Raw genomic sequence first — 19,660 nt, 5'->3', positions numbered from 1 at the left:
CACACCCACTTAAAGCTATAAAAATCAAAGCAATGCTGCTTCCTTTTACTATGTTATTCATCACATGAACCCTTTTTTTATTAAAAATGTGAAAATTTAACATTTTTAAAATAGATCAATTATAATGCAGTTGTAAAGATCAAATTTGAAAAAAGGTTCAACATGGCAGCTTATAATCAAATTGAAATATTCGAGCAAAGCCAAAAATGGTTTGACCAGTTGCCACTAGAATGGAAAAACTGGCTTGAAGAAAATTTAGAAAAAGGGTGTGGAATTGAACAGTTAGTCGATGTATTAAAAGCAAATGGATTTGAGCCAAGATTTGAAATGAATGATTTGAAATTTCAGACTTTATCGGATCATGATCAAGAGTGGATAATTGAACAAGTTTTAAATAAGGTCACGTCTGCGGAAATAGTAAAAATATTAATAGAGCAGGGGCATAATGATTTAAAAGTAAAAGAATATTTAAATAATTTAGAAAATAATCAGTTATATAAAATTTTGAAGAAAAAGCATCATCAACTTAAAAAACGTGAATGGTTAATAGAAACTGTAGACCAATTGGCACAGCTAAACTCTGGCTATAGTGAAGAAATTCCTTCAATTACTGCTCCACAGTTCTCTGATTTTATAAAGGATTACTATAGTCAACATCGCCCTGTGATTTTAAAAGAAGGAATCGGACATTGGCCAGCTTTGCACAAATGGTCTCCGCAATATTTTGCTTCTAAATTCGGCCATCATTCAGTTGAAGTTCAGATGAATAGAAATTTAGATGAACAGTTTGAAAGACATTCTCCATCACTAAAACAGAAAATGAAGATGTCTGAGTTTGTATCAAAAGTTATGTCAGTTGATGCCAGTAATGATTTTTATATGACTGCGAATAATGCGACCAACAGCCATCAGATGCTTCAAGAACTATTTTTAGATATTGGTGATTTTGCAGAAGGTTATTGTGACTCGGCTTTAAAAGATGAGCGTAGTTTTTTATGGTTTGGACCTAAAGGAACTTTCACGCCATTACATCATGATTTAACGAATAATATGTTAGTTCAAATTTATGGGCGCAAAAAAGTAACTTTAATCCCTGCCTTGCAAGTTCCTCATCTATATAACGATCATTGGGTGTTTAGTGAATTAAGTAATGCAAATAAAATTGATTTTGAAAAATATCCTTTGGCAAGATCAATCACTCCAGTGGAATGTATTTTGAATGCTGGGGAAGCTTTGTTTATCCCAATTGGTTGGTGGCATAGTGTAGAAAGTTTAGATGTCTCAATCAGTATTTCTTTTACCCATTTTAATGCGCCAAATCATTATGTTGATCGGTTTCCAAAAGAGGTCTAAGAATGAAAATTGCATCTTAAACCGTTCAGTGTGACAATTGCTCGGCCCATACTGTTTTTCAAATATGAAGGAAAATTGTTACCCTATGACCACACTCCAAACGAACAATGCAGAACTTAATCAGAAGCAGGTATTAATGTTAATGGAATACCTGACGCAATGGTTAATTCGTTCAGGAGTGGGATATAACGACTTTGTGACTGCTTTGAAACCTGTTTTCTATCAACAGGCTTTAACTGAGCTAGAGCGTATAGAACAAAAGCCAACTGATTCAGCGGTCAGTTTACTTTCAGGGTTACATCGCAAAGATGTGAATGCATTTAAAAAGGCGATGCAGGCTGGGCAGCCTTTAACAGAAGCAAAAGTAGCAGAGCCAGTAAGTGTTCCTGCTCGAGTGATTGGTTTGTGGCTTGCAGAGGGATTGGCAGAAAAAATTCCTTTTATTAGCGAAGATCAGGTTAGCTTTGAAAGTTTGGTAAAGAAAGTTTCAACCGAAAAACATCCAAGATCTATTTTGAACGAACTTGAGCGTCTGAACATTGTGAAAGAAGAAGATGGCCTTGTGGTGTTGCAGCAGCGTAGTTTTATGCCTGATGTTGAGCAATTCGAGGTTCGAAAATTATTAACGAATAACTTAGAGGCACATTTAGCCGCTGGAGTTCATAATTTATTTCAGCCAGAAAAAGAACCCTATTTAGAACAAGCAATTTTTGCTGATGAACTAACAGGTGAATCGATCACTTTACTCAAAGAAGCAAGTTTACGCTTATGGGAAGATTTATCATTAAAAGTACTCAAGTTAGCCATTGAACGTTGTGCACTCGATGAAGGAAAAGAGGGTGCAACCAAAACTTTCCGTTTCGGAGCTTATCAATATGATGAAAATAACTTATAAAAAATTAATAATATCCATGAGTTTCATTTTGATGGGTGGTCTTTTGACTGCTTGTGGAGAGGATTTATTCGCGGGTGGTGCCAGTTTAGGTGGATCGGGAAATCCGACTAAACCCGGTAAACCAGGTGATTATGAAACACCTGCCGATGGTGAGAAAGGTGACTCAAAAGATAATGAAATCTGGTTACCTGCGCCTGTTGAAGATGACTGTAATGGCTTGCATCGTAAACTACAGTTTTTAAATAATGTAACGCGTGAACCCATCGAAAAAGAAACAGTTTTTAAATATGCACAGCAGTTAACTTTAAATGGCACTATTGCTTTGCAAATTACTCAAACTAATAAGGGATTAGAGAAAATACAAGAACGACAACCTGCGTGTTATGTGCCATTAGAACTCTATTTATTTGGAAATACTAAACGTTCTTATCCAGAAAATGAGTGTAAAGAGACTCAAACTTACGAATATCAGCCTAATGAAACCAAAACTTTTATTGTCAATTATCCTGCATTTGAAGTCATGAATGGTACTTGGAAGTATGGTCTAGAAAGCACTTATTTGAAAAATGAGCAGGAGTTAAAACAATGCGAACCGTTAACTATTCAATTTAAAATAAGTGTGCCACCTGAATCGATTAAAATTAATTAAGTTGAGCTGCCTTAAAGCTAAGAGCAAAAAAGCTTAACAGTAAGATTCAATAAAATTTTAAAGGATTTATGGGTTAAGCTTGCTCTAGCACTTTTTCATCATAAGTTATTTGGGCTGCTAAAACTTGCTCAATATTGGTTTCGGCCCATTCCTTTAATTGGAATGCCATTGAAGCTACATTTTGCCCTAAAGAAGTAAGTGAGTAATCAACACGAATTGGGGAGGTATTCTGAATTTTACGTTCGATGAAACCGTCTCTCTCTAGCATTTTTAACTTCTGTGATAAGACTTTAGGGGAAATACCTTGAATATTCTTTTTCAGCAAATTGAAGTGTTGAGTTTCTTCCTCAAGAACATTTAAAATCAATAAAACCCATTTATCTGCAATTTTTTCAAAAAATAAACGAGCAGGGCAATGTTGTTGAAAAATATTATATTTTAGACATTCATTCATACCATTTACCTATAATTTCTTGAAAAATTACCCTAGTTACCAACTAGTAACTAATTGACACCTAGTTTCTAAAATATATCATAAAGTGGAATTTAATAAAACAAAGGTTTGCTCCCATGTCTAACTCTAATATCGCGGTTGTATATTTCTCTGGTTATGGCCACACTAAAGTCGTGGCTGAAACGTTTGCAAACGAAATTAATGCTCAGCTCATCCAAATTGATCAAGAGGGAAATATTACTGATCAAGATTGGCAGACATTAAATGATGCGAAGGGGATTGTTTTTGGTGCGCCTACTTATATGGGTACAGCGCCATGGCAGTTTAAAAAGTTTGCTGATGCAACTTCAAAAGTGTGGTTTACACGTGGTTGGCAAGATAAAGTATTTGCAGGTTTTACAAACAGTGCGAGCTTAAATGGTGATAAGCAAGTAACTCTTATTCAACTGCAAACTTTAGCATCACAGCATGGTGGCATTTGGGTGAGTCTTGGTTTATTGCCAGCAAATACGAAAGATGCAACACGTGAAGATGTAAACAACTTAGGTGGTTCTGTAGGGCTTTTAGTTCAATCGCCTTCTGATGCAAGTGTGGAAGAGGTTCCAACAGGTGATCTTGAAACAGCAAAACTTTATGCTCAACGTGTACAAAGCATTGTAAATAAAATTTTTGGTTAATTTGACCATAAAAAAGGCGCTTTAAGCGCCTTTTTTATTACTCATGTTCATTATGCTGTGGAGCATTATATTTAAAGCCTTTGGTTTTATAGGCAAGATAACCTACACCAATAACGGCCCAAGCTAAGCCAATTTGTAAGGCAAGCTTATCAATCTCTAACCACATCATAAACACACTGGCAAAACCAAGCGTTGGTATAGCAATATAATTAATGATGTCTTTAAGCGTTTTATTCTTGCCATCTCTTAATGCATAGCGAGAAACTACAGAGAAGTTAACAAAACTAAAAGCAGTTAAAGCACCAAAACTAATCAAGTTAACAATATGTTCAAGATCTAGAAAACCAGCAGATAAAGCAACCACACCAACAATAAGAATGTTGTAAGTTGGAGTATGCAATTTTGGACTGATATGACCAAATAACTTCTTGTTGATGACCCCATCGCGTCCCATCACATACATTAAGCGTGATACACCCGCATGGGCAGAAATACCTGATGCCATCACAGCGACTACAGCAAAATATAAAACCAAAGTTTTAAACATTAAACTACCAATCGCAGCGACCATCACAGGTTGTGATTCATCTAAAGGATTGAAGTAAGTGTTTGGGTTGCTTGGGAAATATAATTGGATGAAGTAAGTACTTACAATGAAAATAATACCTGCAAGTAATGCTGTAGAAAAAATAGCTTTTGGTAGCGTTTTTTCTGCATCTTTTGTTTCTTCAGCAAGAGACGATAAAGCATCAAATCCGGTAAAAGAGAAGCAGAGTACAGTCGCGCCAGCAATTAAAGAACTGACAGACGTCATATCATTCCAAAAAGGAGTTAATGACCACAATGCTGCTTTATCTGGATTTAAAGTTCCATCTGCATATACACCTTGAGTAAGTAAGATATATACTTGATAAACAAAATAAAAAATTACGCCAAGCTGAATAACAACAATCGTACTGTTAAAACGTGCAACGAACCGTGCACCAAATAAATTAATAACAGTCATGAGCGTTGTTAAACCAATCACCCATAACCAGTTATTTACTTCTGGAAAAAGAGCTCTTAGATAAATATCTGCCAAGATAATATTAACAAGCGGTGACAGTAGATAGTCTAACCAAGAAGACCAACCCACCATAAAGCCAACATTAGGGTGAATTGATTTTTGAGCATACGTATAAGCCGACCCAGAAGAAGGGTAGCGCTTAATCATATGTCCATAACTGATCGATGTTAATAAGATTGCGACTAATGCAAAAATGTAGGAAGTTGGTACATGACCACCACTTCGTTCTGACACTAAACCAAAAGTATCAAATAACGTTAATGGCTGAATGTAAGCTAAACCAATAATAACAATATGCCAAAGTACAAGATTCTTTTGAAGCTTGCCTGTTGGTTTAGTCCCAGATAAATTTGTCAACGGCGTTATCCTCATAATCGTTGATCAAGGATCAGCTTGGTGTTAAGGATCGTTTGAGACGAACGATCCCCCCTACAGAAAAAGATAAAGTGCGCCAATCTATCCTAAATTGATATAAATTGTCAGTACTTTCATCTATTTTTTAGCAATTTTTTTGCCATATGTTTCAAATAAAATAATCAATAAAAATGCTTAGTGATAAAAAAGGTCTGATTCAATATATAAATCAGACCTTTATGGAGTTTCTTGGAGTTTAACTTATCGAATTACCAAGCTTTTTCTAAGATATCTCGGATATCTTTTAAGCTTGCTTCTTTCGGGTTGTAAATAATTGAGCCATCATTTAGTGCTTTTTCTGCAACTTCATCAAGCTGTGCTTCAGTTACTTTACGTGTTTCACGTAGAGTGCGTGGTAGCTTTGTTAAAGTAAATAGGCGATCACGCATTGCTAAGATAGTCGTAATTGCTCTATCTGCACGCTGGGTTGCAGGAGTCTGTGCATAAATATCTGCACCAGCAAGCGGTAATAGTAACTCACCAATTTTCTGACCATTTACTTGTTTATTATATTCAAGTACATAAGGTAAGAATAAATTCATGCATAGACCGTGGGGTAGGTGAGCAACAGCACCTAAAGCATGTCCTAAAGAGTGAACTAAGCCGACCATTGAATTAGAAAATGCAATACCCGCCATTGTAGAAGCTTGAGCTAACTCTAAACGGCCTTGTGAGTCATTTGGGTTTTCTAAGACATTAAAGAGATTTTCACTAATCTTTTTAATTCCGGCACTTGCATAAGCATCGCTCAATGGATTGGCAGCCATACATGTATAGGCTTCAACACAATGTGTTAATGCATCCATACCAGTCATTGCAGTTAAATGAGGCGGTAATGTAAGCGTCATGCGTGGATCTAAAATCGCTGCATGTGGCATTAAATAATAAGAAGCAAATGCTAACTTAACATTCTTTTGAGTATCTGAAACCACGGCAACCATTGTTACTTCAGAACCAGTACCAGAAGTTGTTGGAATCACAAAAAATGGTTTTAATGGTTTCGGTAAGTTATGAGCACCTGCATATTGCAATAAGTCATTTCCACCTTCAGAAACTAAAATATTAGTTGCTTTAGAAGTATCTATAACTGAGCCACCACCTACAGCAATGATCGCATCACATTTGTTTGCACGATAAGCTTCTGCTGCAAGACGAACGACCTCTAAACTCGAGTCGGGTGGTACATCATCAAAAACATGGCCAATGACAGCATCAGTTGTACTAAATGCAGCTTCAATTGGATTTAATAAGCCGTTTGCACGTACACCCTTATCTGTAATGATAAGAGGGCGTTTTGCACCCAAAGTTGCAAGCTCAAACGGAATATGTTCTAGCGCAGCATTACCAGCAATGACTTTTACAGGACAAAAGAATTCGTAATATGGTTTGGCCATGTTATGCGCTCCGCTTGAAATAGGACTTGGCTACTTTTAGGTAAATATTTGCAGCCTCGTTGAATTTTTCTTTTAGGCTAAGTTCGGTTGGGTATTCTTTGACTGCTAGTGAAGCAACCAATTTAGGTAAAATAAGGGCTTCCATTTTATTTAGGCAGCGTACTAAGCGGATAGCAGCAGATACATCACCATCGGCAATCATTCGGTCATTGGCAAATGCTTGAGCAGTACTTTCTTGAAAAGAAAACACCAAAAAGGCATGAGTGACGTGTTTGAATGTAATCGTTAAGTCTGGTTTTCTTTCAGCTCTTTGAAGTAGTTCTAACTGTTTGTCTTCTGTCACTCGAGCAAAAAATGCTGGTCCATTCGGGAAAACATTCATTGAAAGTACAAAGTGAACAGGAAATTTAGATACTTCCTCTTGTATTTCAGTGTCCACTTGACTTGCCATGACCAAGCCACGACCAATAACATCCATCATGAGCTTAACGTAGGCAAGTTGCAGAGTCGGCTTTACCGCTTTTGTCGAAATCACTCGCGTATCCCTTGTTAAAATTATGCGAAAGCAAATTTAGAGTAATTACTCTAATCCATTTTTATTTCATCGCAAAGCGATTTATTCATATTTGACTTTAGGGTCATTAAAGTACCCAGTACTATTAATATACTCAATAAAGTCCTGACAAAGTTGACCAAATGATGGATAAGGAGTCACTAAATCTTGTATACGTACCATTTCTAAGCCTGCATAGCCGCAAGGGTTGATGGTCTGGAATCCATCTAAGGCACAGTCTAAGTTTAATGCTAATCCATGATAACTACGACCACGACGAATTTTAAAACCTAAAGAACCAATCTTACGACCATCTACATATACACCAGGTGCATCGGGTTTGGCATAAGCTTCAATTCCATATTTTTTTAAAACATCTATCATGAATTGTTCAGCAAAACTGACCAATGTACGTACGTTCCATTTTAGACGATTAAGATCAAACATGAAGTAAGCCACAAGTTGACCGGGTCCATGCCAAGTCACTTGTCCGCCACGGTCAGTTTGTACGACTGGAATATTTGATGAAATTAGGATGTGCTCAGGTTTACCAGCTTGACCTTGTGTTAAGACATTATGATGTTGAAGTAACCATAACTCATCAGGCGTATCTTGATCACGCTCGTTTGTTAAGAGTTTCATGGTTTCGAACTTGCTTTGATAATCTTGTAAATCGTTCCATTGGCGAATGATCAAGTTGGGTTTATCAAGGCTCATCACAATATCTTCCTATAAGTTGGTTTCTGCGGCACCCAGTTAATATCTGCAAGATAGAAGCCGAAAACCCTGTAATTTTAAAGGATTTTATAATAGGGTTTCTAAATATTTGTATTGTTTTTTCACTGTTTGATAGCTTAAAAATTTCTCAAAAAAATACCACAGTAAGAGTGTCTGACTGTGGTATTGATTGAAGAACTTAAAATTAAAGCGCAGTTCTAATCTGCGGGCAAGCAGCTAAGTCAGCATAAAGTGCATGAACTTGTTCTAATTCTTCAAAACGCAATTGTGCTGTTAAAGAATGATACTTGCCGGTGCGAGATTCTTGAACTTTTAATGTTGAGTGGTCGAAGTCTGGGAAATGTTTCACCAAAATGTCGACTACAGCAACACGTAATTCTTCACCCGCATCGCCAATAAGTTTAATTGGATAATCCATCGGAAATACCCAAAGATGTTCTTGTAGTTCGCGAGATGGAGTGCGGTCTAACATAAGTTACCTCATGATTTGAAACGCCTGCATTATCGCAGGCGTTTATAGCTCTTTCTATTAAATGGGGCTTGGTTTTGAAATTTCAAGCCTTCAAAACTTAGTCATTTTCCAAGAAAGAACGTAAGTGTTCAGAACGAGAAGGGTGGCGTAATTTGCGCAATGCTTTCGCTTCAATCTGACGAATACGTTCACGTGTTACATCAAACTGCTTACCCACTTCTTCTAGGGTGTGATCGGTTGGCATATCAATACCAAAACGCATCTTCAATACTTTTGCTTCACGTTCAGTTAAGTTTTCCAATACTTCGCGTGTTGCTTCTTTTAAGCCTTCTGAAGTCGCAGCATCAATTGGAGAAGTGATGTTTTGATCTTCAATGAAATCCCCAAGATGCGAATCTTCATCATCACCAATAGGTGTTTCCATTGAAATTGGTTCTTTGGCAATCTTAAGTACCTTACGAACCTTAACTTCATCCATTTCTAAACGTTCACCTAATTCTTCAGGTGTTGGTTCACGGCCCATTTCTTGTAACAATTGACGAGATACACGGTTGATCTTGTTAATCGTTTCAATCATATGTACAGGAATACGAATTGTACGAGCCTGATCGGCAATCGAACGGGTAATCGCCTGACGAATCCACCAAGTTGCATAAGTCGAGAATTTATAACCACGACGATATTCAAACTTGTCTACCGCTTTCATCAAACCAATGTTCCCTTCTTGAATCAAGTCAAGGAACTGTAAACCACGGTTGGTATATTTCTTCGCAATCGAAATTACCAAACGAAGGTTGGCTTCTACCATTTCTTTCTTAGCGCGGCGTGCTTTCGCTTCGCCAATCGCCATACGCTTAGAAATATCTTTAATTTCAGCAACGCTTAAACTAAGTTCTTTCTCAATATCTGCAATTTTTTGCTGGAATGCTAAAACATCCGGACGAACTTTTTCTAAATGCGCCTTGATTTCAGCAGGAGCTTTAGCAATCTGTTCATCTAACCAAGCTGGATTAGATTCTTGCTTAGGGAAAGATGTACGGAATTGAGTACGGTCCATACGGCCACGACGTACTGCGTAACGCATGATTTCACGTTCATTGGCACGAATTTGTTCATGTGTGCCACGAATCATTTCAGAAATGATATCGAATAAACGTGGTGTAAATTTAAACATCATGAACACAGTAGCTAATGCTTCTAAAGCTTCATCTGCTTCAGGGCTGTTACGGCCATGTTTCTCAATAATACCTTTTGTTTTAGTCCATGCAGATTCAAGTTCATTAAAACGAATTTTTGCAACTTCAGGGTCTGGACCAGACTCACCTTCAGAATCATCGTCGCTTTCTGACTCTTCATCTTCTTCGTCATCGTCAAGCTTAACTTCTTTTGCTGGTGTAGCTGGCGCATCATCTTCTTCAAGTTCTGTTTCTTCTTCTAGAACTTCAGGAATATCTTCGTCAGTTTCCGGGTCAAGATAGCCAGATAAAATATCGGCAAGGCGACGTTCGCCAGTCAAGAAATCATTATATTCTTTTAATACAACTTCAACAGCATTTGGCCAGTACGCAATTGAATTAAGGACATCACGGATCCCTTCTTCAATACGTTTTGCAATGCTGATTTCACCTTCACGGGTTAACAGTTCAACTGTACCCATTTCACGCATGTACATACGTACAGGATCTGTCGTACGTCCAGGCTCATTTTCAACCGATGCAAGTACGGCAGCAGCTTCTTCTTCAGCAACTTCATCAGCTGTGTCAGTTGACTCACCGAACATGGTATCGTCAGATTCAGGTGCACGCTCGTGTACAGGAATACCAACGTCTTGAAGCATTTGAATAATGTCTTCAATCTGTTCGCTTTCAGTAATCGAGTCCGGCAGATGATCGTTAACCTCAGCGTAAGTTAAGTAACCTTGTTCTTTGCCTCGGCTAATCAGAGCCGCTACTTGAGAAGTAGGGGAATGCATATCGCTCATCTTTGCTTACTCTTCGTTGAATCTGTGGCAGTGAAAAACCGTGCATGATAGCACAATTTGCTTGAAATGTTTTGGGTTTGATCGGTAACCGTTAAATAAAAAATATCTTTGAATTCACGTCTGTTTTTTGAATATTGGGCTAAAATCATTTTTTTCAAGCTTAAATCATAGAAAAGATCATAGAATTTTTTCTTGATCAAAAAAATAGTTAAGTTTTATAAATACACAATTTTTCGGGCGAAAAAAAGTACAAATATGCAGTTTAATGAAAAAAATATAAATAAAACTTGACATGATTCTGTAAGAGAGATAAATAGCGCCTAGACCCATTCACATTTTTTCATTAGAGGTAGTTTTAGTGTCTTCTACAGATTTTGAACTAGATGATAACTACGGTGATGATGATGATGTCGGTTTTGATGAGTCATCAGGCAAAATCACTGCGAAAGAATCATTAGAAAAACGTAGATTAATTGATGATCTATTGGCTCAACGCCGTTTAGAGCGTGAGTTGAAAGATTTTGATTATGATTTAGACGATGATGATCTTGATGATGAAGACTAATCAAATCTGAATAGGGCATCGTCAGCTTAAATGCTATGCTATCGTAGATTTCTTTTTTATAGTCAGGTAACACAATGAGTGCGTTAGATTTAGACCAATTAAGTGAATATCTAGATGGAGACCACAATGAGTATGGTCTAGATTTCGCTGCAACTCATGGTTTTCTGTGTGCAATTGCAGTAGGCCCTCAGTTTGACCGTTGGTTAGATGAGCTATTTGATAATAACCATAAAAAGGTTCCTGCTGAAATTATTCAGCAAATCAAGGCGTGGTTAGAGTCAATTCGACAAGACTTAGCAAATGAGAATGGAATTGTATTTCCATTTGAAATTGAAGAAGCTGATGTTGAATCTAGCTTAGGCGACTGGAGTGTGGGATTTGTTGATGCAATGTTCTTAAATGAAGAGGCATGGTTTGCCCCTGAACATGAAGAACAATTAATTGATTTAACTTTACCAATGATGGTATTTAGTGGAATTGATGAAGAAGATCCGCAGATGGAATCTTTCCGTCGTAATGGACAGTTAATGGATGAACTGGCAGAAGAAATTCCAGATAATTTGAATGAATTATACTTGATGTATCATACTCCAAATTAATTTATTAGAAGAAATAATAAATAACGTCCTTTCTAGGGCGTTTTTTATTACCTGAATTTTTTAATAGGTAATTGAGTATAATAATATTTTTACATTAATTTTATTTATATATAATATTTATTATTATTTTAATAATTATGCTTTTAATAGAGTTTAATTTACCTATCATCATGTATTAGTCCATGATCGATATAAAAATCTTTAGTGTTATAACAATGCGATTTAATATGAATATAATTTGTAAAATTAGTGGCTTGCTCTCAGTAATATTGCTTATAGCTTGTGGTGGTGAAAATAGTAACAGTGTTAGTGAAGCGAAAATTTCACAATCTAATCAAAATGAAGTTACTTATAAATTAATCTCTGGTACAGCATTTTCAACTTCTGCTTTGAATGGTGCAAATGTAACAGCAATTTGTAAAGATGGAATCGGTTTTAAAAATACTGTAAATGTTAATACCCAAGGTAAATGGCAAGGTGAAGTAGACAATAGTAAGTTTCCTTGTCGTTTACAGGTAAAAGCTAATGGACAAAGCTACTATAGTTATGTTGAGCGTGAGGGTAATGTAAATATTAATCCCCTTACGGATATGGTCGTTGCTTATGCCAGTAACCAAGTTCCTGCAACGTGGTATCAATCTGGAACTATGGCTACAGAAAAGTTAAATTCTGCAAATTTTGCTTTGGTAACTGAGCTTATTAAAAAGGGGTACGGTGTTAATAATGATGTGGATCTATTTAATGCTGAGATGAAAGTAAATAGCCCTATTCATCAAGCTATTCAAGAGTTATTGGAAGCTATTAAGAATAATAGAAATATTAAAGACTATGATGCACTATTAATGTTAATTAAAGATGGAAATTTATCTCAATTACCGATGAAATCAGATCAAATTCTTGTCAATCCTTTGAATATTAATATAGATACGACAGCTTGCCAACAATATGACTCAGGTATAATCGAAAGATATAATTATTGTACTTCAAATGTTTTGCCTGATTTTAAGGAAGATCAGTTAATTACACCTTTTGGTGAAAAGTGTAATTTAACAAAAGTGGGCGATATGCTCACAGTTAGTAATGGTAAATTGACTATATCTACGTTTATCAATAAAGACGAGAATGATGGGATTCCTTCGAAAACATCTATTGGTACTTTATTTGTAGCCTCTAATCCTGTTTCATCGGCCCAAGAGGATGTTTTATATAATATTGGAATCTCGTTTCTAGCCGATGGGCAAATTAATGGTATAAGTGCTGGTAATGGAAAGGGTGATGCATTGGTTTGTGCAACAACTAGATCACGTACCTGATAACAACGGATTGTATCTTAAATTAGCTTTATATAACTTATTATGAAAAAAAAAGGGGCATCATTTGATGCCCTTTTTAAATTAAAAATTATAAACGTTTACGTTTTGCAGCTGCAATTTGCGACTGGCGCATACGGAAACCAGCTTTTTGTTTTTCAGTTGTCTTGTCGATGCAATACACGCATGAAACACCATGTTCATAACTTGTTAAAGCTGACTCTTCTGGAGTTAATGGCCAACCACACGCATGACATTTAATATTTACGCCTTCTTCAACGCCATGAGTTACAGCTGTACGTCCGTCAAATACGAAACATTCGCCTTCCCATAAACTTTCATCGGCTGGGGTTTCTTCTAAGTATTTAAGGATACCGCCTTTGAGGTGATAAACCTCTTGGAAGCCTTCTTGAAGAAGTAAAGATGTTGATTTTTCACAGCGAATACCGCCTGTGCAGAACATCGCAATTTTTTTATCTTTATGTTGCTCTAGCTCTTTTTTGACATATTCTGGGAACTCGCGGAATGTCTCAGTTTTCGGGTCGATTGCACCTTTGAAAGTACCCGCCTTATATTCATAGTCATTACGCGTGTCGATTAAAATTACATCATCACGTGCAATTAAATCATTCCATTCTTTTGGATCAAGGTAGTGGCCCACTAAGTCGCGGGGTTTAACCTCAACACCTAAAGTCACAATTTCTTCTTTAAGTTTAACTTTCATTTTACGGAAAGGTTTGTCAGAGCTATGGGATTCTTTGTATTCCATAGAAGCAAAACCTTCATTAAGCAAAAATTGATAGAGACTATCAATTGCTACACGATCGCCCGCAACAGTACCATTAATTCCTTCACCTGCTACAATCAGAGTTCCACAAAGGTTAATTGTTTTCACTAGGTCTAATAGACGTTGCTGAAGATCTGCAGGATCTTGAACTTCTTTAAATTGATATAGTGCTGCAACAACCCAACCCGCGGTCGCTTGCTGTTCTACAGGTGCAAGCTGTTCTACAGTAGCGTTCATGGAAAACTCCAAATGTATTAAGATATAAATTTAAGGCGCATATTTTAGCGCGAAAATGTGTAATAAGCGAGAAAACCATAAAAAGTATATGGTTTATTTAAGGAGTTTGTTTTGAGTAATGATCATCGAATGCTCTCTCTCACCCCATGTGCAGGGCGTTGTTCAACAGTTTTTGGTGATCAGGTGTGCCGTGGTTGTCGCCGTTTTAACCATGAAGTGATTCAATGGAATACGTATACAGCAGAGCAACGCTTGGCTGTGTGGAAGCGCTTAGATGATCAGTTGAATCAAATCCTAGTACCTATGTTGCCTCATGCGAACTTACAGCATGTAGAGGGATTTATTTTAAGTAAGCGTGTTCGGTTGATGGAAGGGGCGAGTAAAGGTCGCAAGCTTTATCATGCTTTAAAAATATGTGAAAAAAATAAGCATCTGGCAACAGAAAGTGGTTTGGGTATTTCAGAACCTCAAGTCAAAACAATCTGGGTTGAATTTGAAAGACGTGTTCTAGCTTTGGCTAAAGCGAGTTATGAGTTGGCTTGGTTAAGAGCCGATGGAATTAGTCATCATTTATTAAGCGTGTTTGATGAAGAATAAGTTTTAAAATTGAATTGAAAATATCACAATAAAAAAGCTGCCAGAAGGCAGCTTTTTTATCATTAATTTTCTTTCGAATATTAACGTTTGATGTCGCGCTGAGTCGGGCCAGTGTAAAGCTGACGAGGACGACCGATTTTGTATGGTGCGCTGTGCATTTCTAACCAGTGGCTGATCCAACCTACTGTACGTGCAAGAGCAAAGATTACTGTAAACATTTCTGTTGGGATACCAATCGCTTTAAGGATGATACCTGAGTAGAAGTCTACGTTAGGATAAAGTTTACGTTCAACAAAGTACGGGTCGTTCAATGCAATACGTTCAAGTTCCATAGCAAGCGCTAATTGAGGATCATTGATATTTAATGCTTCAAGAACTTCGTCACAAGTTTGTTTCATGACTTTAGCACGTGGGTCGAAGTTTTTGTACACACGGTGACCGAAGCCCATGAGTTTAACTTCTTTACGTTTTACTTTTTCCATGAACTCAGCAACATTTTCTACACTGCCGATTTCATCAAGCATCTTAAGAACAGCTTCGTTTGCACCACCGTGAGCAGGTCCCCAAAGCGCAGAAATACCTGAAGAGATACATGCGTATGGATTTGCACCAGTAGAACCAGCAAGACGTACTGTAGATGTCGAAGCATTTTGTTCGTGATCAGCGTGAAGCGTGAAGATACGATCCATTGCACGAGCAAGAACAGGATTTACTTTGTAATCACGGTCAGCAGGAGTAGCAAACATCATGTGTAAGAAGTTTTCCGCGTAATTTAAGTCATTACGTGGATAGATGAATGGTTGACCTACTGTGTATTTGTAACTCCAAGCAGCAAGCGTTGGAATTTTTGCAATTAGACGAATCGCAGTGATTTCACGGTGATTGATGTCTTCAATGTCGAGGTTGTTGTGATAAAACGCAGATAATGCACCAACAACACCAACCATGATCGCCATAGGATGAGCATCACGACGGAAACCATTGAAGAAACGGCTAACTTGGTCGTGAACCATAGTATGAGCACGAACTTTGGCATCAAATTCTGTTTTTTGTTCAGCAGTTGGGAGCTCGCCATTTAATAATAAATAACAAGTTTCAAGATAGTCTGCTTGAGTTGCTAACTGGTCGATTGGGTAACCGCGGTGTAATAAAATACCTTTGTCACCATCAATGAACGTAATTTTAGACTCGCATGCAGCTGTCGCCATAAAACCAGGATCGAAAGTAAAATGACCTTCTTTCAATATGCTGCTGACATCAATTACATCTGGACCTAAAGTGCCACTGTAGATTGGTAAACCAATTTCTTTGCCATCAAGATGTAATACGGCTTTTTTGCCATTTGCTTCAGACATTCAATAGATCTCCTGTCCTGGTGAATGTTGATCTGACTCGAAATCCTAATGTTCTCATGTGCGAATCAGACGGTGTCAAAATTTGCTATAAGATTAGTGAGTACTGAAATTTTGTCAATTATACTTATGGATAAAAAATAACGTTCTCACAGAGAGTTAGTCATCAAGACCCGAGCAAAAAAGTCAGTAAAATCACTGCATCGGGATGGTATAATAAGTCAATTCAACTAGAACGTGCAGAAAAAAAATGAAGTATCAGTACAATTGTAAGCAAATTTTTAAATTAAGATGAGGAATGGTAAGTCGGTAGAAAATGCCAATCCAATTAAAAAAATCATAAAACTCATGGTGTAATTTAAAATTGCTAATCAAAAAAAACTCTATTTTTATTTAGTTGTAACAAAGAATGTTGATGTTTTTTTAAGTTTAATTGTATAAAAAATAGCTAATTGAACAGCTTTAAAATAATTAAAAATTTTATTTTCAATAAAAATTGCTTTCTCAAATGTATTTTAGATTGACTAATTTGTATTGAATCCAACTAACTTCACTTAATTGAATTGTAGCTTTTATTGAAAATATGAGCAGTTACTAACATTTTTCTATTTATATGATGAATTTATGACTTTATCTTTAGTCTAAAATTTGCTTATTTAAAAGAAATTGCAGAAAAAATGAAATTAAATAAAAAGTTATTTTAAACAATAACATGATGAAACTCTGCATGCGATTTTAATAGGGTTAACAGGGTGATATCATTGTTAATGATTCTTATTTAATTGTTTTTTGCTTAAATGGGAAAGTGGATTGTTTGTATTTTGATACTTCGCGTTTTATAATTCAGTGTCGTTTATAGGTTAGGCATGAGCTGTGCTTGCCTAACAATGCCAGCTTTCCTTGGAATTAATTCAACAAACTCCGGTCGGAGTTTCTACCTACAGGATGCCCGCTGTGAAAAGCAACAGACCTGTCAATTTGTCCATGGGTCAGGTGTTAGCGGTAAATTTACGCTCACCCGTGGCTATTGCATCAATTTTACACCGTTTATCAGGTGTCATCGTTTTCTTATTAGTACCAGTTCTATTATGGATTTTAGATAAATCATTATCTTCACCAGAAGGATTTGACTACGTTAAAAATGTCGTGTTTGGAAATATCCTTGTGCGTTTTATCGTTTGGGTATTTGTAGCCGGCTTGTTATTCCACTTTATTGCTGGAGTAAAGCACTTACTTGCAGATTTAGGTTTTGCTGAAGAACTGCAAAGTGGTCGTATAGCAGCGACAATTTCATTGATCTTATCTGTGGTAGCTATTATCGCAGCCTTTATATGGATTATGTTCTAATGAAAAGTGCTACAGGTTTAACTGGTTCAGGTTCTCGTGATTGGTTTATCCAGCGTGTAAGTGCGGTTGTACTTGCAGCCTATACTGTTGTTCTTTTGGGTTGGATTCTCTGCAAAGGTGGATTTGACTATCAACAATGGGCTGGTTTCATGATGACATTACCAATGAAGATTTTCTCTTTATTGGCAATTTTATCGCTTATCGCACACGCATGGATTGGTATGTGGCAAGTTTTTACTGACTATGTCACTACTCGTCAAATGGGTCCTTCAGCGAAAGGTTTACGCCTTGTACTGACGACGGCTGTCATTATTGCAGTGTTTGTGTACGCAATCTGGGGTATCCAGATTTTCTGGGCGAATTGATAGGAAGACATCATGGGCGCGATAACCCCTAAAGAAGATTATTCAAATATTCAAAACCTCACTTTCGATGCAGTTATCGTTGGTGGTGGTGGTTCTGGTATGCGTGCATCTTACCAACTTGCTCAAGCAGGTTTGAAAGTTGCAGTACTCACTAAAGTTTTCCCGACACGTTCGCACACTGTAGCTGCTCAAGGTGGTATCGGTGCGTCGTTAGGTAATATGCAAGAAGATAACTGGCATTTCCATTTTTACGATACAGTAAAAGGTTCTGACTGGTTAGGTGACCAAGACGCAATTGAATTTATGTGTCGTGAAGCACCAAAAGTTGTGTATGAACTTGAACACATGGGTATGCCGTTTGACCGTAACGCTGATGGTACAATTTACCAACGTCCGTTCGGTGGTCACTCTGCTAACTATGGTGATAAACCAGTTCCACGTGCTTGTGCAGCTGCGGACCGTACAGGTCATGCATTATTGCACACGCTTTATCAAAGCAACGTGAAAATGGGTACTCAATTCTTCGTTGAGTGGATCGCTCTTGATTTGATTCGTAACGAAGCTGGTGATGTTCTTGGTGTAACAGCAATTGACCAAGAAACTGGTAACATTTCAGTATTCCAAGCAAAAGCGACATTATTTGCTACTGGTGGTGCTGGTCGTGTTTACCGTGCATCAACAAATGCTTATATCAACACTGGTGACGGTCTTGGTATGGCTGCTCGTGCTGGTATTCCATTACAAGATATGGAATTCTGGCAATTCCATCCAACGGGTGTTGCGGGCGCTGGTGTATTGTTGACTGAAGGTTGTCGTGGTGAGGGTGCAATCCTTCGTAATAAAGACGGCGAACCGTTCATGGAACGTTATGCACCGACTTTAAAAGATTTGGCTCCACGTGACTTCGTTTCACGTTCTATGGACCAAGAAATTAAAGAAGGTCGTGGTTGTGGTCCAAAAGGTGATTATATCTTACTTGATATGACTCACTTAGGCGCTGATACAATCATGAAACGTTTACCATCTGTATTTGAGATTGGTAAAAAATTCGCGAACGTTGACATTACAAAAGAAGCGATTCCTGTAGTACCAACAATCCATTATCAAATGGGTGGTATTCCTACGAATATGCATGGTCAAGTGTGCTTACCTGAAGTGGGTACAGACAACTACACTAAACCTGTAAAAGGTTTCTATGCAATTGGCGAATGTTCTTGTGTATCAGTACATGGTGCAAACCGTTTAGGTACTAACTCACTTCTTGACTTGGTTGTATTTGGTAAAGCTGCTGGTGAGCACATTATCGATTACGTAACTAAGCATCATGGTGATGAATATGCACCTCTTCCAACAGATGTATTAGGGCAAACACTTGCTCGCGTACGTAAGTTGGATGACTCAACTTCTGGTGAAAATGCTCAAGAAGTTGCTGATGCAATTCGTGATATCGTTCAAGATCACGCTGGTGTATTCCGTACTCAAGCATTGCTTGATAAGGGTGTAAAAGAGATTCTTGCTCTTGAGCCACGTGTGCGTAATATCCACTTAAAAGATAAATCTAGAGTATTTAACACTGCACGTGTTGAAGCGCTTGAAGTTGAAAACTTGTATGAGGTTGCAAAAGCAACTCTAATTTCAGCTGCTGCGCGTAAAGAGTGTCGTGGTGCGCATACTGTAGTTGATTATGAATTACCAGCTGATCACCCAACTTATTCATACGGTCGCCGTGATGATGAGTGGATGAAACATACGTTATGGTATTCATCAGATAACCGTTTGGAATATAAGCCAGTGCGCTTCAAACCGTTGACTGTTGATGCAATTCCGCCAGCACCACGTACATTCTAATCGGGAG

Annotated in this window: 21 protein-coding genes and 1 pseudogene; 11 read left to right on the top strand and 11 right to left on the bottom strand. The window is 37.4% G+C overall.

The window, feature by feature from the left end; all coding sequences use genetic code 11:
- On the bottom strand, positions 1-61 hold a 61-nt coding region (locus I7H67_RS19860; protein WP_413784436.1), incomplete at its 3' end, for a hypothetical protein.
- A gap of 101 nt (positions 62-162) precedes the next feature.
- Between I7H67_RS19860 and I7H67_RS18650 the strand changes: the two genes are divergently transcribed.
- The 3 genes from I7H67_RS18650 to I7H67_RS18640 all read left to right on the top strand — a co-directional run bounded on the left by I7H67_RS18650 (position 163) and on the right by I7H67_RS18640 (position 2,897).
- Positions 163-1,353 (top strand): cupin-like domain-containing protein, encoded by a 1,191-nt coding sequence (locus I7H67_RS18650; RefSeq protein ID WP_198308555.1) that lies wholly within the window; start codon positions 163-165, stop codon positions 1,351-1,353.
- 85 nt (positions 1,354-1,438) lie between these two features.
- On the top strand, positions 1,439-2,248 hold the full coding sequence (locus I7H67_RS18645) for a DUF6502 family protein (RefSeq protein ID WP_198308554.1): 810 nt from the start codon (positions 1,439-1,441) through the stop codon (positions 2,246-2,248).
- Positions 2,249-2,264: 16 nt separating this feature from the next.
- Entirely contained in the window at positions 2,265-2,897 is a 633-nt protein-coding gene (locus I7H67_RS18640; RefSeq protein ID WP_198308556.1) for a hypothetical protein, read from the top strand.
- 73 nt (positions 2,898-2,970) lie between these two features.
- Here the strand turns inward: I7H67_RS18640 and I7H67_RS18635 are convergent, their stop codons facing one another.
- Positions 2,971-3,351 (bottom strand): winged helix-turn-helix transcriptional regulator, encoded by a 381-nt coding sequence (locus I7H67_RS18635; protein WP_005036475.1) that lies wholly within the window; start codon positions 3,349-3,351, stop codon positions 2,971-2,973.
- A 116-nt stretch (positions 3,352-3,467) separates the two neighbouring features.
- Between I7H67_RS18635 and I7H67_RS18630 the strand changes: the two genes are divergently transcribed.
- Positions 3,468-4,028: a flavodoxin family protein gene (locus I7H67_RS18630; protein ID WP_016143322.1), complete on the top strand. Its 561-nt coding sequence runs from the start codon at positions 3,468-3,470 to the stop codon at positions 4,026-4,028.
- Positions 4,029-4,065: 37 nt separating this feature from the next.
- Here the strand turns inward: I7H67_RS18630 and I7H67_RS18625 are convergent, their stop codons facing one another.
- The 6 genes from I7H67_RS18625 to rpoD form a co-directional block, all read right to left on the bottom strand.
- Positions 4,066-5,451 carry an APC family permease gene (locus I7H67_RS18625; RefSeq protein WP_013196978.1) on the bottom strand — a complete coding sequence of 462 codons (1,386 nt, stop codon included), beginning with the start codon at positions 5,449-5,451 and terminating at the stop codon, positions 4,066-4,068.
- Positions 5,452-5,717: 266 nt separating this feature from the next.
- Positions 5,718-6,902, bottom strand: coding sequence for an iron-containing alcohol dehydrogenase (locus tag I7H67_RS18620; protein WP_198308553.1), 1,185 nt, complete (start codon positions 6,900-6,902; stop codon positions 5,718-5,720).
- 1 nt (position 6,903) lies between these two features.
- The gene (locus tag I7H67_RS18615) at positions 6,904-7,437 is read right to left on the bottom strand and encodes a hypothetical protein (protein WP_004789401.1); all 534 of its coding nucleotides are present in this window, start codon (positions 7,435-7,437) and stop codon (positions 6,904-6,906) included.
- 81 nt (positions 7,438-7,518) lie between these two features.
- The gene (gene lipB, locus I7H67_RS18610) at positions 7,519-8,172 is read right to left on the bottom strand and encodes a lipoyl(octanoyl) transferase LipB (RefSeq protein ID WP_004789403.1); all 654 of its coding nucleotides are present in this window, start codon (positions 8,170-8,172) and stop codon (positions 7,519-7,521) included.
- A 205-nt stretch (positions 8,173-8,377) separates the two neighbouring features.
- A complete protein-coding gene (locus tag I7H67_RS18605; RefSeq protein ID WP_002116017.1) occupies positions 8,378-8,665 on the bottom strand; it encodes a YbeD family protein in 288 nt (95 codons plus the stop codon).
- A gap of 97 nt (positions 8,666-8,762) precedes the next feature.
- Positions 8,763-10,646 (bottom strand): RNA polymerase sigma factor RpoD, encoded by a 1,884-nt coding sequence (gene rpoD, locus I7H67_RS18600; RefSeq protein ID WP_005310050.1) that lies wholly within the window; start codon positions 10,644-10,646, stop codon positions 8,763-8,765.
- A 358-nt stretch (positions 10,647-11,004) separates the two neighbouring features.
- Here rpoD and I7H67_RS18595 point away from each other — a divergent pair, with 358 nt between their 5' ends.
- The 3 genes from I7H67_RS18595 to I7H67_RS18585 all read left to right on the top strand — a co-directional run bounded on the left by I7H67_RS18595 (position 11,005) and on the right by I7H67_RS18585 (position 13,123).
- Positions 11,005-11,211 (top strand): PA3496 family putative envelope integrity protein, encoded by a 207-nt coding sequence (locus I7H67_RS18595; RefSeq protein ID WP_002116495.1) that lies wholly within the window; start codon positions 11,005-11,007, stop codon positions 11,209-11,211.
- A gap of 74 nt (positions 11,212-11,285) precedes the next feature.
- Positions 11,286-11,810, top strand: a complete 525-nt coding sequence (locus I7H67_RS18590) for a YecA family protein (RefSeq protein ID WP_004789407.1) — start codon at positions 11,286-11,288, stop codon at positions 11,808-11,810.
- Positions 11,811-12,037: 227 nt separating this feature from the next.
- Positions 12,038-13,123 (top strand): hypothetical protein, encoded by a 1,086-nt coding sequence (locus I7H67_RS18585; RefSeq protein WP_198308552.1) that lies wholly within the window; start codon positions 12,038-12,040, stop codon positions 13,121-13,123.
- An 88-nt stretch (positions 13,124-13,211) separates the two neighbouring features.
- Here I7H67_RS18585 and I7H67_RS18580 read toward each other — a convergent pair whose 3' ends face one another.
- A complete protein-coding gene (locus I7H67_RS18580; RefSeq protein WP_005310055.1) occupies positions 13,212-14,144 on the bottom strand; it encodes a rhodanese-related sulfurtransferase in 933 nt (310 codons plus the stop codon).
- A 111-nt stretch (positions 14,145-14,255) separates the two neighbouring features.
- Between I7H67_RS18580 and I7H67_RS18575 the strand changes: the two genes are divergently transcribed.
- Positions 14,256-14,741 carry a DUF1289 domain-containing protein gene (locus tag I7H67_RS18575; RefSeq protein ID WP_005310058.1) on the top strand — a complete coding sequence of 162 codons (486 nt, stop codon included), beginning with the start codon at positions 14,256-14,258 and terminating at the stop codon, positions 14,739-14,741.
- A gap of 80 nt (positions 14,742-14,821) precedes the next feature.
- Here the strand turns inward: I7H67_RS18575 and gltA are convergent, their stop codons facing one another.
- Both gltA and I7H67_RS19855 read right to left on the bottom strand, forming a co-directional pair.
- Positions 14,822-16,096 carry a citrate synthase gene (gene gltA, locus I7H67_RS18570; protein ID WP_004789414.1) on the bottom strand — a complete coding sequence of 425 codons (1,275 nt, stop codon included), beginning with the start codon at positions 16,094-16,096 and terminating at the stop codon, positions 14,822-14,824.
- A 364-nt stretch (positions 16,097-16,460) separates the two neighbouring features.
- Positions 16,461-16,541: pseudogene (locus I7H67_RS19855) on the bottom strand (hypothetical protein); the annotation flags it as partial.
- A 497-nt stretch (positions 16,542-17,038) separates the two neighbouring features.
- Here I7H67_RS19855 and sdhC point away from each other — a divergent pair.
- The 3 genes from sdhC to sdhA are packed head-to-tail and all read left to right on the top strand — an operon-like array spanning position 17,039 to position 19,653.
- Positions 17,039-17,440 carry a succinate dehydrogenase, cytochrome b556 subunit gene (sdhC, locus tag I7H67_RS18565; protein ID WP_081399112.1) on the top strand — a complete coding sequence of 134 codons (402 nt, stop codon included), beginning with the start codon at positions 17,039-17,041 and terminating at the stop codon, positions 17,438-17,440.
- A complete protein-coding gene (gene sdhD / locus I7H67_RS18560; protein WP_003655454.1) occupies positions 17,440-17,805 on the top strand; it encodes a succinate dehydrogenase, hydrophobic membrane anchor protein in 366 nt (121 codons plus the stop codon). Before sdhC ends, sdhD begins: the two co-directional genes overlap by 1 nt.
- A 12-nt stretch (positions 17,806-17,817) precedes the next feature.
- Positions 17,818-19,653 (top strand): succinate dehydrogenase flavoprotein subunit, encoded by a 1,836-nt coding sequence (gene sdhA, locus I7H67_RS18555; RefSeq protein WP_005310063.1) that lies wholly within the window; start codon positions 17,818-17,820, stop codon positions 19,651-19,653.
- The last annotated feature ends 7 nt before the right edge of the window (positions 19,654-19,660 follow it).

This window comes from Acinetobacter sp. ACIN00229 (assembly GCF_016106645.1).
In the GTDB taxonomy this organism is placed as follows: domain Bacteria; phylum Pseudomonadota; class Gammaproteobacteria; order Pseudomonadales; family Moraxellaceae; genus Acinetobacter; species Acinetobacter oleivorans.
Note: the sequence above shows the minus strand (reverse complement) of the source record. Positions and strands in the feature narration are given on the sequence as shown.

Bases quoted from the DNA above. Each gene is read 5' to 3' on its own strand.
- I7H67_RS18650 (WP_198308555.1), top strand. From the start codon at position 163: ATGGCAGCTTATAATCAAATTGAAATATTCGAGCAAAGCCAAAAATGG.
- I7H67_RS18645 (WP_198308554.1), top strand. From the start codon at position 1,439: ATGACCACACTCCAAACGAACAATGCAGAACTTAATCAGAAGCAGGTA.
- I7H67_RS18640 (WP_198308556.1), top strand. From the start codon at position 2,265: ATGAGTTTCATTTTGATGGGTGGTCTTTTGACTGCTTGTGGAGAGGAT.
- I7H67_RS18635 (WP_005036475.1), bottom strand. From the start codon at position 3,351: ATGAATGAATGTCTAAAATATAATATTTTTCAACAACATTGCCCTGCT.
- I7H67_RS18630 (WP_016143322.1), top strand. From the start codon at position 3,468: ATGTCTAACTCTAATATCGCGGTTGTATATTTCTCTGGTTATGGCCAC.
- I7H67_RS18620 (WP_198308553.1), bottom strand. From the start codon at position 6,902: ATGGCCAAACCATATTACGAATTCTTTTGTCCTGTAAAAGTCATTGCT.
- lipB (WP_004789403.1), bottom strand. From the start codon at position 8,172: ATGAGCCTTGATAAACCCAACTTGATCATTCGCCAATGGAACGATTTA.
- I7H67_RS18605 (WP_002116017.1), bottom strand. From the start codon at position 8,665: ATGTTAGACCGCACTCCATCTCGCGAACTACAAGAACATCTTTGGGTA.
- rpoD (WP_005310050.1), bottom strand. From the start codon at position 10,646: ATGAGCGATATGCATTCCCCTACTTCTCAAGTAGCGGCTCTGATTAGC.
- I7H67_RS18590 (WP_004789407.1), top strand. From the start codon at position 11,286: ATGAGTGCGTTAGATTTAGACCAATTAAGTGAATATCTAGATGGAGAC.
- I7H67_RS18585 (WP_198308552.1), top strand. From the start codon at position 12,038: ATGAATATAATTTGTAAAATTAGTGGCTTGCTCTCAGTAATATTGCTT.
- I7H67_RS18580 (WP_005310055.1), bottom strand. From the start codon at position 14,144: ATGAACGCTACTGTAGAACAGCTTGCACCTGTAGAACAGCAAGCGACC.
- gltA (WP_004789414.1), bottom strand. From the start codon at position 16,096: ATGTCTGAAGCAAATGGCAAAAAAGCCGTATTACATCTTGATGGCAAA.
- sdhC (WP_081399112.1), top strand. From the start codon at position 17,039: ATGCCCGCTGTGAAAAGCAACAGACCTGTCAATTTGTCCATGGGTCAG.
- sdhD (WP_003655454.1), top strand. From the start codon at position 17,440: ATGAAAAGTGCTACAGGTTTAACTGGTTCAGGTTCTCGTGATTGGTTT.
- sdhA (WP_005310063.1), top strand. From the start codon at position 17,818: ATGGGCGCGATAACCCCTAAAGAAGATTATTCAAATATTCAAAACCTC.